This window comes from Citrobacter sp. Igbk 17, from assembly GCF_028069775.1.
Taxonomy (GTDB): domain Bacteria; phylum Pseudomonadota; class Gammaproteobacteria; order Enterobacterales; family Enterobacteriaceae; genus Citrobacter.
In genome coordinates this window covers 1-12,849 of sequence record NZ_JANEWI010000027.1, presented here as the reverse complement: position 1 = coordinate 12,849, position 12,849 = coordinate 1, and the positions used below count along the sequence as shown (strand labels likewise).

Here is a 12,849-nt window from a genome sequence, read left to right as displayed (position 1 = left end):
GTAATCAATGAAAACCGTAACCGTAAGAAACCTCGTGATTGGCGAGGGTGCGCCGAAGATCATTGTCTCACTGATGGGTAAAGACATCTCAACGGTAAAAAGCGAAGCACTGGCCTATCGCGAAGCGGATTTCGACATTCTGGAATGGCGTGTTGACCATTTCGCCGATGTCGCTTCCATTGACGCAGTACTGGAAGCCGCACGTGCGATCCGTGATGTGATAACTGATAAACCGTTGCTGTTCACCTTCCGTAGTGCACAGGAAGGTGGTGAACAGGCACTGTCCGTCGAAAACTATATTGCATTAAATCGTTCAGCAGTGGACAGCGGTCTGGTGGATATGATCGACCTGGAGCTTTTCACCGGTGATGACCTGGTTAAAGCCACCGTCGAGCATGCACACGCGAAAAATGTCTTCGTTATTATGTCGAACCATGATTTTCACAAGACACCTGCAGCCGATGATATTGTCCAGCGACTGCGTAAAATGCAGGAACTTGGTGCAGATATTCCCAAAATCGCGTTGATGCCGCAAAGCAAAACGGATGTGCTGACATTGCTTAGCGCAACGCTGGAGATGCAGGAACGCTACGCCGACCGCCCTATTATTACCATGTCAATGGCGAAAACCGGTGTGATCTCACGACTGTCCGGTGAAGTCTTCGGTTCAGCGGCGACGTTTGGTGCGGTGAAAAAAGCCTCGGCCCCAGGACAAATCTCCGTAACCGATCTACGTACCGTTCTGACAATATTACACCAAGCTTAATAGCCGAATATTTTTAAATTGCAATAAATAACGCCCTGCCCCAGATATTCGTTTTGCCACGAATATCTGGCAGACGATTAAATATTTTCAAATAACGCAAAACACTATTATCGAATATAGCGATAGGTATTCGCACGAATATAACCTGGAGTTTATATGAAACTTTCAAGACCAACACGTTTAGATGGTCGGGTACCGGTACTATCTGCAGCTGACGCAATTAATTATATTCCGGATGAAGCCACACTCTGCGTATTAGGCGCTGGCGGTGGGATACTTGAGGCCACAACATTAATTAATGCACTGGCTGAGAAATATAAAAATAGCCAATCCCCACGTAATTTGTCGCTAATTAGCCCGACAGGACTGGGCGACCGCGCAGACCGGGGGATTAGTCCACTGGCTCAGGAAGGTTTAGTTAAATGGGCGTTGTGCGGCCATTGGGGGCAATCCCCACGTATATCCGACCTCGCGGAACAAAATAAAATTGCAGCCTACAACTATCCGCAAGGCGTATTAACTCAAACCCTGCGTGCCTCTGCGGCCCATCAGCCAGGTATTTTGAGTGATATCGGCATTGGCACGTTTGTCGATCCTCGCCAACAAGGTGGCAAACTCAATGAAGTGACCACCGAAGATCTGATCAAACTGGTAGAAATTGATAACAAAGAGTATCTCTACTACAAAGCCATTGCACCGAATATCGCCTTTATTCGTGCCACCACCTGTGACAGCGAAGGCTACGCCACCTTTGAAGACGAAGTGATGTATCTCGATGCGCTGGTCATCGCGCAGGCCGTGCATAACAACGGCGGCATCGTCATGATGCAGGTACAAAAAATGGTGAAGAAAGCCACACTGCACCCTAAAGCAGTGCGGATCCCTGGCTATCTGGTGGATATCGTCGTTATCGATCCTGAACAGACTCAGCTGTATGGCGGAGCGCCGGTTAACCGCTTTATTTCAGGCGATTTCATCCTTGATGACAGCCTGCAAACTGCCCTGCCGCTTAACCAACGTAAACTGGTAGCCAGACGTGCGCTGTTCGAAATGCGGAAAGGTGCAGTGGGTAACGTTGGCGTAGGAATTGCCGATGGTATTGGTCTCGTCGCGCGTGAAGAAGGCTGTGCCGATGACTTCATACTGACGGTTGAAACCGGGCCAATCGGCGGTATTACCTCGCAGGGCATCGCTTTTGGGGCCAACGTCAATACCCGCGCTATTCTGGATATGACCTCCCAGTTTGACTTCTACCATGGTGGCGGCCTGGATGTGTGCTATTTAAGCTTTGCCGAAGTCGATCAGCACGGCAACGTCGGTGTGCATAAATTTAATGGCAAGATCATGGGCACTGGCGGTTTTATTGATATCAGCGCCACCTCGAAGAAAATTATTTTCTGCGGCACCCTGACAGCCGGAAGTCTGAAAACAGATGTTGCCGACGGCAAATTGAATATCGTGCAGGAAGGTCGGGTGAAGAAATTCGTTAGAGAATTACCTGAAATCACCTTCAGTGGAAAAATTGCCCTCGAACGTGGACTGGATGTGCGTTACATCACCGAGCGCGCCGTATTTACGTTAAAAGAAGACGGTCTCCATTTAGTGGAAATTGCCCCGGGTGTTTCTTTACAAGAAGACATTTTGGACAAAATGGATTTCACTCCCGTTATTTCTCCAGACCTGAAACTGATGGACGAAAGATTATTTATCGATGCCACGATGGGTTTTGTTTTGCCCGACGCTGCCAATTAAAAGGAGTACCCAGATGGACTTTTCATTAACTGAAGAACAAGAGCTGCTGCTTGCCAGCATTCGGGAACTGATCACCAGTAATTTCCCGGAAGAATATTTCCGCACCTGTGATCAAACTTCCACCTACCCTAAAGAATTTATGCGCGCGCTTGCGGATAACGGCATTTCGATGCTGGGCGTGCCGGAAGAGTTCGGTGGCATTCCGGCAGATTACGTCACGCAAATGCTGGCACTGATGGAAGTCTCAAAATGTGGTGCGCCTGCCTTTCTGATCACTAACGGTCAGTGTATCCACAGTATGCGCCGTTTTGGCTCCGCGGAGCAGTTACGTAAAACAGCTGAAAGCACTATGGAGACAGGCGATCCAGCCTATGCGCTGGCGTTAACCGAACCGGGCGCTGGCTCAGATAACAACAGTGCCACCACCAGCTACATCCGCAAAAACGGCAAGGTGTACCTTAACGGGCAAAAAACCTTTATTACCGGTGCCAAAGAGTACCCGTATATGCTGGTCCTGGCTCGCGATCCCGAGCCGAAAGATCCGAAGAAAGCCTTTACCCTGTGGTGGGTGGATTCGAAGAAACCCGGCATCAAAGTTAATCCGCTGCATAAAATCGGCTGGCACATGTTAAGTACCTGCGAAGTCTATCTTGATGACGTTGAAGTTGACGAAAGTGATATGGTCGGCGAAGAAGGTATGGGCTTCCTCAACGTGATGTACAACTTCGAAATGGAGCGATTGATCAACGCAGCACGCAGCACCGGCTTTGCCGAATGCGCTTTCGAGGATGCCGCACGTTACGCCAACCAGCGTATCGCCTTTGGTAAACCGATTGGCCATAACCAGATGATCCAGGAAAAACTGGCACTGATGGCGGTTAAAATCGAAAACATGCGCAATATGGTTTTGAAAGTCGCCTGGCAGGCCGATCAGGAACAATCACTGCGTACCAGTGCGGCGCTGGCAAAACTGTACTGCGCCCGCACAGCGATGGAAGTTATCGACGACGCGATTCAGATAATGGGTGGTCTGGGTTATACCGATGAAGCCCGTGTATCCCGGTTCTGGCGTGATGTGCGCTGTGAACGCATTGGCGGTGGCACCGATGAAATCATGATCTACGTCGCAGGACGTCAGATCCTAAAAGATTATCAAAACAAGTAAGCCGTTCTGTCATCCGGATAGCGGATAAACGCTATCCGGACTTACGCCAGAAAATCAGACTTCCGGCTGCAGGCATTCCTGCTCGGTCAGATTATTTTTAAACTGCTTACGATAATCGCTGGGAGTACAGCCTACATGTCGCTGAAAGAGTTTGGCAAAGTGATCAACATTTTCATACCCTACCCGCCACGAGATTTCCGCTAACGACGCTTCCGTATTCGTCAGCGAAAATTTTGCTTCCGTCATCCGCCGTTGAATAACATAATTAATCGGCGAAATACGATATTCTTTAGTGAATTCGTGACAGATATAACTCACACTGGCTCGAAATTTTTTAGACAACTGGTCAAGTGTGATTTTTTCGCGAAAGTTGTTATTCAAATACACCAGAACATCTTTAATTAACACGTCTTTTTTAATATACCCCTGCTCCGAACGATAAGCATTTTTAAAGTTTTCGTAATACAAGACGGTTAATGCATAGGCAAAGGCATCATAAGCTGAGGATGACAGATTATTTTTACACTGCGGTATCATAATACTCAGTTCATTAAAAATACTCTTAATAACCTCTTTTCCCTGGCCGACGCTGATGACCGGACACGAATGTAACTGCAACAACTGGTTATCCTGCCAACCATTGAAACGAAAACCGTACAGTGCGCAGGTGTAGGTCGTGGCAGGCGCGCTGCTATCCGAGGCGACGGCATGCAACCTCCCTTGTTCTATCACCACAATATCCCCAGCATGTGCGACGTACAGTGAAGAATCAATGATTAATCGCGCGACACCTTTTTTGACATAGATTAGCTCTGTCTCATTGTCATGAACATGGTGACCAGACTCCCAGTTAGGATCATCACTGATGACAAATCGCGAAAATCTGGGGGTCTTCCCCTGCTCAAAAAGGGTTTCCATGGCATTATCAAAACATCGTTGATACATGACAGCCTCCACCTTTAGATGGTAAATATGCGGAAAATTAATAGTGTTAAATGATAACGATTAGCCACGTTATACAACGATATTCTATCCAAGCGAAACAAAATTATTTGCGTCGTCTGCAAGATGACACTTCTTGCTCAAGAATGCTCTTAGCTTGCGTTATTTACGTTTTATACTAATTGAAAAGAATAAATGTTATTAATTCAACATTAACGATTTACATACCAGAAACAAACGCCGCCAGATATCGATTAAAAATATGATGCATTTCTCAATTACCCTGCCGACTCGGGTTTCCGTGGTGTAATTTTCTGTACACAATATTTACCCCTCGCTTAGAAACTGAGCATTCCCATTGCACATTTTTCTGCAAGATTGTTGGGAATGAAAACAGATTGCCCCGTCGAAAACAGGCCCCGCTCTGCCGCACACTATTTTCAGTCAAATTTTCCCTACTGCCGATAATGACGCGCACCGTCATCATCCGAACGTGACTCACTGGAGATGCCATGAAAATAATAACCTGCTTTAAGTTGGTGCCTGAAGAACAGGACATTGTTGTTACCCCAGAGCGCTCGCTTAACTTTGATCGGGCCGATGCCAAAATCAGTCAATTTGATCTGAATGCGATTGAAGCCGCCACACAACTTACCGCTGAAGGCGATGAGATTGTCGCCTTAACGGTGGGCGGCTCCTTGTTGCAAAATTCTAAAGTACGTAAAGACGTGCTATCCCGCGGTCCGGATAGCCTGTTTATGGTGCAGGATCCACAGCTGGAACATGCGCTGCCGCGCGATACTGCCCAGGCACTGGCTTGTGCGGCTAAAAACATTGAATTCGATCTGATGCTGTTCGGTGAAGGGTCCGGCGATGTCTACGCACAACAGGTCGGTTTACTGGTAGGCGAGCTCCTGCAGCTTCCTGTGATTAACGCGGTAAGCAGGATCCAACGTAATGGCGACCGCATACTGGTTGAGCGCACCCTTGAAGATGAAGTCGAAGTCATTGACCTGCCGCTCCCAGCAGTAATTTGCGTTACCTCAGATATTAATACACCGCGGATTCCGTCAATGAAAGCCATTCTTGGGGCCGGCAAAAAACCCGTCACCCCCTGGCAGGCCAGCGATATTGGCTGGACGCCAACGTCACCACTAGCGGAATTAGTCAGCCTTAGTGTTCCACCGCAGACAGAACGCAAGCACATCATTTTGGAAAATGACTCAGCAGAAGCCATTGCCGAACTGGCCGAACATCTGAAAAAAGCCCTGAACTAAGCCCAACGGAGAACAATCATCATGAGTAAATTAGCCAACGTATGGGTGTTTAGCGATAACGTAGAACGCTATGCGGAATTAATGACCGGCGCCCGCCAGTGGGGCGAGCAGGTACACCTTATTGTGCAGGGTAACGAACAGGCCGATCAGGTTAAAGCGCTGGGTGCCGATGACATCATCGTGCTCGAACACGCTTGTGGGCTGCAACGTGTTGAAAACTACGCCGAGACTGTCTCAGCCTTACTGCAAACACACACCGGTCTATTACTGATGCCTGCGTCTAAACGCGCAAAATCACTGGGCGCGCGGTTGAGCATTCAACTCAATGCGGCGATGGTAAACGACGCCACAGCGGTCACTCTCGATGCTGGTGCGCTGTTTGCAGAACACCGTATGTATGGCGGTCTGGCATTCGGTAAAGAAAAACTGAATAGCGCGCTGGCAATTATCACACTTGCCCCAGGCATGTTTGAACCCGTAGCAGCCAATCCTGCGCATACCTGCCCTGTCGTCTCAGCACCTTATATCACGCCACTTCATGAGATTGTTTGCCAGGAACGTCGAGCCAAATCCCTCAGCAGCGTGGATCTCAGCAAAGCCAAACGCGTGGTTGGCGTCGGTCGTGGCCTGGTTGCCGAGAGCGATCTGCAGATGGTACGCAATCTTGCCACCGTTCTGGGTGCCGAAGTGGGTTGTTCACGCCCTATTGCCGAAGGTGAAAACTGGATGGAGCGCGAGCGCTATATTGGCGTTTCCGGCGTGCTGTTGAAATCAGATTTGTACCTGACACTGGGCATCTCAGGACAAATTCAACATATGGTCGGCGGGAACGGCGCGAAGATCATAGTCGCCATCAATAAAGATAAAAAAGCCCCGATCTTCAACTACGCCGATTACGGTCTGGTTGGTGACATCTACAAAGTCGTCCCGGCCCTTATCGAACAGCTCAGTCGCTAACTGCCACATTTAACGCACATATCCCGCTGCACTCGCGGCGGGAAAGGAGCAAATAACATGTCAGATGAAAAATTTGATGCCATTGTGGTCGGTGCTGGCGTGGCGGGTGCGGTAGCGGGTTACGTGATGGCCCAGGCTGGTCTGGACGTACTGGTTATTGAACGTGGAAACAGTGCTGGCTGCAAAAATATGACCGGAGGACGGCTCTACACACATAGCCTTGAGCATATTATGCCCGGCTTCGCAGAGGAAGCCCCTGTCGAACGGAAAGTGACTCGCGAAAAAATCTCTTTCCTTACCGAAGAAAGTGCTGTCACCCTCGATTTCCATCGTGAAAAAGACAACAGCCCAGCGCAGGACTCCTATACCGTATTGCGCAACAGACTCGATCCCTGGTTGATGGAAAAAGCCGAACAGGCCGGGGCTCAGTTTATTCCAGGCGTTCGCGTCGATTCCCTGATCCGAGAAGGTAATAAAGTCACTGGCGTGCAGGCGGGTGACGATATCCTGGAAGCCAATATCGTTATCCTTGCTGATGGCGTCAATTCTATGCTGGGCCGTTCATTGGGAATGGTACCGACCTCTTCGGCGCATCATTATGCCGTTGGCGTAAAAGAACTGATCGGCCTGCCACCAGCAGTCATTGCAGATCGTTTTAATCTATCAGGAAATGAAGGGGCCGCCTGGTTGTTTGCCGGTTCGCCATCTAATGGACTGATGGGCGGAGGTTTCCTGTACACCAACAAAGACTCCATCTCTCTAGGGCTGGTATGTGGTCTGGGCGATATCGAGCATGCGACAAAAAGCATTCCGCAAATGCTGGAAGATTTTAAACAACACCCAACTATTCGCCCACTGATCGCCGGCGGTGAGCTGCTGGAGTATTCCGCGCACATGGTTCCGGAAGGTGGCCTGGCGATGGTACCGAAGCTGGTTGATGACGGCGTGATGATCGTCGGCGACGCCGCCGGTTTTTGTCTGAACCTGGGCTACACCGTGCGTGGCATGGATTTGGCAATCGCTTCTGCAGAGGCTGCAGCCAAAACCGCCATTGCCGCGAAAGAACGTCAGGATTTCTCCGCCAGCAGCCTGATGGACTACAAACGCGCCCTTGAACAGGGTTGTGTAATGCGTGATTTACAACATTTCCGTAAGATCCCCGCGCTAATGGAAAACCCCCGTTTGTTTACCCAATACCCGCGCATGGTGGCCGATATCATGAGCGATATGTTCACCGTTGATGGCAGCCCGAACCAGCCAATTCGCAAGACCATTTTGTCCCACGCGAAGCAGATTGGGCTGATGAACCTACTGAAAGACGGCATCAAGGGAGCAACCGCGCTATGAGTCAGGACAACACCGTAAATGTTGACGTCAAACTGGGCGTTAACAAATTCAATGTCGATGAGGGGCATCCGCACATCATCCTTGCCGAACATCCTGACATGAAAGAATTTCGCAAGCTGCTGAAAGCCTGTCCTGCTGGACTTTATAAGCAGGACGAAAGTGGAAATATTCATTTTGATTCCGCCGGCTGCCTGGAATGTGGTACCTGCCGGGTTCTGTGCGGTTCCACTATCCTCGAACAATGGGAATACCCGGTTGGGACATTTGGTGTGGATTTCCGTTACGGCTAACACGTATCGCCTGTTGTACGCCGGGTACAGCACGTCTGTTATCCGGCAGGACGTGTACCGAAATTATCCAGGGAATAACTCATGAGTGTCACATTAACGTTTAATGCCGAACGTCGGGAAGCTTATCGACAACAAGGATTTTGGGGGGATGCATCGCTGGGTGATTACTGGAGCCAAACCGCCCAGGCGATGCCGGACAAAATCGCTGTGGTCGATAACCACGGCGATTCATACACCTACGCCGCGCTCGACAGTGCAGCCAGCCGTCTGGCGACCTGGCTGTTAGCCTGCGGAATCCAGCCGGGTGACCGCGTCGCCTTTCAATTGCCCGGCTGGTGTGAATTTACCCTTATCTATCTGGCCTGTCTGAAAACCGGGGCGGTTTCCGTACCACTACTTCCTGCCTGGCGCGAAGCCGAGCTGGTATGGGTTCTGAACAAATGCAAGGCAAAGATTTTTTTCGCACCTACGCTGTTTAAACAAACCCGGCCGGTGGATCTGATCCTACCCTTGCAAAACCAGCTGCCGCATCTGCAACAGATTGTTGCCGTCGATAAGCTGGCACCCGCGACAGACTCACTGGCACTCAGCCAGCTTCTTTTATCACCCCCCTTAACTCAGCCAGTCAACGTGCATGCCGATGAACTGGCTGCGGTGCTGTTTACTTCCGGAACAGAGGGTATGCCCAAAGGGGTAATGCTGACCCACAATAACATCCTGGCCAGTGAACGCGCCTATTGTGCCCGTCTTAATCTCACCTGGCTGGATGTATTTTTAATGCCTGCGCCACTCGGCCATGCTACCGGTTTTTTACATGGCGTGACCGCGCCGTTTTTAATTGGCGCACGCAGCGTACTGCTGGATATTTTTACTCCCACTGCCTGTCTCGAATTGCTCGAACAACAGCGCTGTACCTGCGTACTCGGCGCTACACCGTTCGTCTATGACATGCTGTGTAGTGTGGAAAAACATCCCTACGATCTCTCGTCGTTACGCTTTTTCTTATGCGGCGGCACCACTATTCCGAAAAAAATAGCCCGCGATTGTCAGCAGCTCGGCATTAAACTGTTAAGCGTCTATGGCTCAACAGAAAGCTCGCCGCACGCGGTGGTCAATCTGGATGATTCACTTTCCCGCATGATGAACACCGACGGATATGCCGCTGCCGGCGTGGAAATTAAAGTCGTCGATGAGGCACGTAACACGTTGCCTGCGGGTATGGAAGGAGAAGAGGCATCCCGCGGACCCAATGTCTTTATGGGTTACCTTGATGAACCTGAACTGACCGCCCGAGCATTGGATAATGACGGCTGGTATTACAGCGGCGATTTGTGCCGAATGGACGATGCCGGATACATCAAAATCACCGGGCGTAAGAAAGATATTATTGTGCGCGGTGGAGAAAATATCAGTAGCCGCGAGGTCGAGGATATTCTGTTGCAGCATCCGCGTATCCATGATGCCTGCGTTGTGGCAATGCCTGACGATCGTTTAGGCGAAAGATCGTGTGCGTATGTGGTGCTAAAACCTCCGCACCATTCGCTGTCGCTGGAGTCTGTCGTGGCCTTTTTTAGCCGTAAACGGGTAGCAAAATACAAGTACCCGGAGCACATCGTGGTTGTCGAGAAGTTACCGCGCACGGCGTCTGGCAAGATCCAAAAATTTCAGCTACGTCAGGATATTATTCAGCGTTTGAGCGTGGAGAGTATTACCGGATAAAGCGCCGGATGGCGATGCTAACGCGTCTTACCCGGCCTACGTTGAATAGGCCGGATAAGGCATGATATTACTTGTTCAGTTCAGCCAGACTCAGCCAGGTCTGCACAACGGTGTCCGGGTTGAGCGACAGGCTGTCGATCCCTTCTTCCATCAACCAGGCCGCGAAGTCTTCGTGGTCAGATGGGCCCTGGCCACAAATACCAACGTATTTGCCTTGTTTCTTAGCAGCACGAATCGCCATCGACAACAGTGCTTTCACCGCATCGTTACGCTCATCAAACAGTTCAGAAACCACGCCAGAGTCGCGATCCAGACCCAGAGCCAGCTGTGTCATGTCGTTAGACCCGATAGAGAAGCCGTCGAAGTATTCGAGGAACTGTTCAGCCAGCAAGGCGTTGGATGGGATCTCACACATCATGATGATCTTCAGTCCATTCTCGCCGCGCTTCAGCCCCTGACGTGCCAGCTCTTCCACGACCGCTTTCGCCTGGGCAACGGTACGAACGAACGGTACCATTACTTCCACGTTAGTCAGCCCCATGTCGTTACGGACACGTTTTACGGCATCACATTCCAGCGCAAAACAGTCACGGAAGCTATCCGCAACATAACGCCCCGCACCACGGAAGCCCAACATCGGGTTCTCTTCATGCGGTTCATAACGCTCACCGCCGACCAGGTTGGCATATTCGTTGGACTTAAAGTCCGACATGCGCACGATGACGCGTTTCGGATAAAACGCCGCCCCCAGCGTCGCGATCCCTTCAGTCAGGCGACCTACATAGAACTCGCGTGGTGAATCAAACCCTTTCATCATCGCGCGGATTTCGTTTTGCAGTTCCGGCGTTTGATCATCGAATTCCAGCAGTGCACGTGGGTGCACGCCAATCATACGGTTGATAATAAACTCGAGACGCGCCAGGCCAACACCTTCGTTTGGCAGGCAGGCGAAGTCAAAAGCGCGGTCCGGGTTACCGACGTTCATCATCACTTTCAACGGCAGATCCGGCATGGTTTCCACGCTGGAACTCTTCACGCTGAAGTCCAGCATGTCGGCATACACGTAGCCGGTGTCGCCTTCCGCACAGGAGACAGTGACTTTCTCGCCGTCTTTCATGCGTTCGGTCGCATCGCCACAGCCAACAACCGCCGGAATGCCCAGTTCACGGGCAATAATCGCCGCATGACAGGTACGTCCGCCGCGGTTGGTGACGATCGCCGCCGCTTTTTTCATGATCGGTTCCCAGTCCGGGTCGGTCATGTCGGTAACCAGCACATCGCCGGGCTCAATGCGGTTCATTTCGCTGATGTCATGAATGACTTTTACCGGACCAGCACCAATGCGGTGACCGATGGCGCGACCTTCAGCAATAATTTTACCCTGAGCATGCAGCGTATAACGTTCCATCACCTGGCCGCGAGAACGTACGGTTTCCGGGCGAGCCTGTACAATGAACAGCTTACCGGTATGACCGTCTTTAGCCCATTCGATGTCCATCGGACGACCGTAGTGCTTCTCGATTTGCACCGCCTGCTTCGCCAGTTCCTGCACTTCCTCGTTGGTCAGTGAGAAAATATCGCGTTGCGCCTGCGGAACGTCTTCAATGGTAACCTGCTTGCCATGCTCCTGAGTCGGCGCATAAATCATGCGGATTTTCTTAGAGCCCATAGTACGACGCACGATGGACGGACGGTTGGCCGCCAGGGTCGGTTTGTGCACGTAGAATTCATCCGGGTTCACCGCGCCCTGCACCACCATCTCACCCAGTCCCCACGCGGAGGTGATAAACACCACCTGGTCGAAGCCGGATTCGGTATCAATGGAGAACATGACGCCGGAAGATGCCAGGTCTGAGCGCACCATCCGCTGAACGCCCGCAGACAGCGCTACGCCACGATGATCATAGCCCTGATGAACACGGTAGGAGATTGCGCGGTCGTTAAACAGAGAGGCAAACACGTGTTTGATAGCGACCAGTACCGCATCAAAGCCCTGGACGTTAAGGAACGTTTCCTGCTGGCCGGCGAATGACGCATCTGGCATATCTTCTGCGGTAGCGGAGGAACGCACGGCAAAAGAAGCATTGGCATCGTCCGCTGACAGCTGCGCGTAGGCATCGCGGACGGCATTTTCCAGTTCAGGCTGGAAAGGAGTGTCGATAATCCACTGGCGGATCTGTGCACCCGCTTTTGCAAGCTCGGTAACATCGTCGATATCCGTTTTATCCAGCAGCTCATAAATGCGCTGGTTTACGCCGCTTTGGTCCAGAAACTGGTTAAACGCATCGGCGGTCGTTGCAAAACCATTCGGTACGGAAACGCCCATACCTGAAAGGTTAGTAATCATTTCACCCAGGGAGGCATTTTTGCCCCCAACTCTGTCTACATCATTCATGCCGAGTTGGTTATACCAAAGCACCAGCGGTGACGAGCCATTGTTGGACATCGAACAATCCTTATATATGAACGAGGTTAGGAAACTCAATTTTGCGTAATTATCTTGGCATATTTACCTCAGCGAAAAAAACGGTGAATCGTTCAAGCAACTTTATTTTTTATTTTTTCAGATTCTTTCCGCATTTGCGCAAACCCGCGAACGGCACGGGATCACCACAAAATCAGTCGGTATAAACA

General features: G+C 50.8%; 10 protein-coding genes. 8 read left to right on the top strand and 2 right to left on the bottom strand.

From position 1 onward, the window contains the following. Positions 1-7 precede the first annotated feature (7 nt). From aroD to NNO08_RS15815, 3 genes are all read left to right on the top strand, one after another. A complete protein-coding gene (gene aroD, locus NNO08_RS15825; RefSeq protein WP_271457064.1) occupies positions 8-766 on the top strand; it encodes a type I 3-dehydroquinate dehydratase in 759 nt (252 codons plus the stop codon). A gap of 156 nt (positions 767-922) precedes the next feature. Then, the gene (locus NNO08_RS15820) at positions 923-2,518 is read left to right on the top strand and encodes an acyl CoA:acetate/3-ketoacid CoA transferase (protein ID WP_271457063.1); all 1,596 of its coding nucleotides are present in this window, start codon (positions 923-925) and stop codon (positions 2,516-2,518) included. A gap of 13 nt (positions 2,519-2,531) precedes the next feature. Continuing rightward, on the top strand, positions 2,532-3,683 hold the full coding sequence (locus NNO08_RS15815; RefSeq protein ID WP_271440773.1) for an acyl-CoA dehydrogenase: 1,152 nt from the start codon (positions 2,532-2,534) through the stop codon (positions 3,681-3,683). Positions 3,684-3,737: 54 nt separating this feature from the next. Here NNO08_RS15815 and NNO08_RS15810 read toward each other — a convergent pair whose 3' ends face one another. Beyond that, entirely contained in the window at positions 3,738-4,628 is an 891-nt protein-coding gene (locus NNO08_RS15810; protein WP_271440772.1) for an AraC family transcriptional regulator, read from the bottom strand. A gap of 509 nt (positions 4,629-5,137) precedes the next feature. On the opposite strand from NNO08_RS15810, the gene NNO08_RS15805 reads away from it, so the two are divergent. From NNO08_RS15805 to fadK, 5 genes are all read left to right on the top strand, one after another. Beyond that, a complete protein-coding gene (locus NNO08_RS15805) occupies positions 5,138-5,902 on the top strand; it encodes an electron transfer flavoprotein (protein WP_271449078.1) in 765 nt (254 codons plus the stop codon). Positions 5,903-5,923: 21 nt separating this feature from the next. Beyond that, the gene (locus tag NNO08_RS15800) at positions 5,924-6,859 is read left to right on the top strand and encodes an electron transfer flavoprotein subunit alpha (RefSeq protein ID WP_271449079.1); all 936 of its coding nucleotides are present in this window, start codon (positions 5,924-5,926) and stop codon (positions 6,857-6,859) included. A 57-nt stretch (positions 6,860-6,916) separates the two neighbouring features. After that, the gene (locus NNO08_RS15795; RefSeq protein ID WP_271457062.1) at positions 6,917-8,206 is read left to right on the top strand and encodes an FAD-dependent oxidoreductase; all 1,290 of its coding nucleotides are present in this window, start codon (positions 6,917-6,919) and stop codon (positions 8,204-8,206) included. Beyond that, complete coding sequence (locus NNO08_RS15790) at positions 8,203-8,496, top strand: ferredoxin family protein (protein ID WP_271440768.1); 294 nt, start codon at positions 8,203-8,205, stop codon at positions 8,494-8,496. Before NNO08_RS15795 ends, NNO08_RS15790 begins: the two co-directional genes overlap by 4 nt. 81 nt (positions 8,497-8,577) lie before the next feature. After that, the gene (gene fadK / locus NNO08_RS15785; protein WP_271457061.1) at positions 8,578-10,215 is read left to right on the top strand and encodes a medium-chain fatty-acid--CoA ligase; all 1,638 of its coding nucleotides are present in this window, start codon (positions 8,578-8,580) and stop codon (positions 10,213-10,215) included. 67 nt (positions 10,216-10,282) lie between these two features. On the opposite strand, the gene ppsA is transcribed toward fadK, so the two are convergent. Then, the gene (gene ppsA, locus NNO08_RS15780) at positions 10,283-12,661 is read right to left on the bottom strand and encodes a phosphoenolpyruvate synthase (RefSeq protein WP_202038802.1); all 2,379 of its coding nucleotides are present in this window, start codon (positions 12,659-12,661) and stop codon (positions 10,283-10,285) included. Between the last annotated feature and the right edge of the window lie 188 nt (positions 12,662-12,849).